Genomic DNA, 300 nt, shown 5'->3' on the forward strand with positions numbered 1-300 from the left:
TGAACCACATCCTGGACAACCTCGACTTCGTCCATCATGTACACCTGTCCATTTAAAATTTGAATGGACATGATCGTCGGGCTGCTCGACTTACCGATCAAGATGACTTCGCCGGCTGCTTACATTGATACGGCTCACGATTGCGTCCGCAACCCAACTTTGCGGACGCAATTCATGACAGAAGATGACCTGAGCTTTTTGCCCTTGCGTGTGACGCGTGTCGGTGTCGGCGGCAAGCGAAGCTTCGACCCGGCGGACAAGCGACGACTGGTCGAAGCCTGTCTGCGGCCAGGCGCCTCA

General features: G+C 55.3%; 1 pseudogene. It reads left to right on the forward strand.

Going from position 1 to position 300, the window contains the following annotated elements:
* Window positions 1–174 precede the first annotated feature (174 nt).
* Window positions 175–300, forward strand: a pseudogene (locus FSO04_RS48180) (IS66-like element accessory protein TnpA); the annotation flags it as partial.

Source organism: Paraburkholderia madseniana, from assembly GCF_009690905.1.
GTDB classification, from domain to species: domain Bacteria; phylum Pseudomonadota; class Gammaproteobacteria; order Burkholderiales; family Burkholderiaceae; genus Paraburkholderia; species Paraburkholderia madseniana.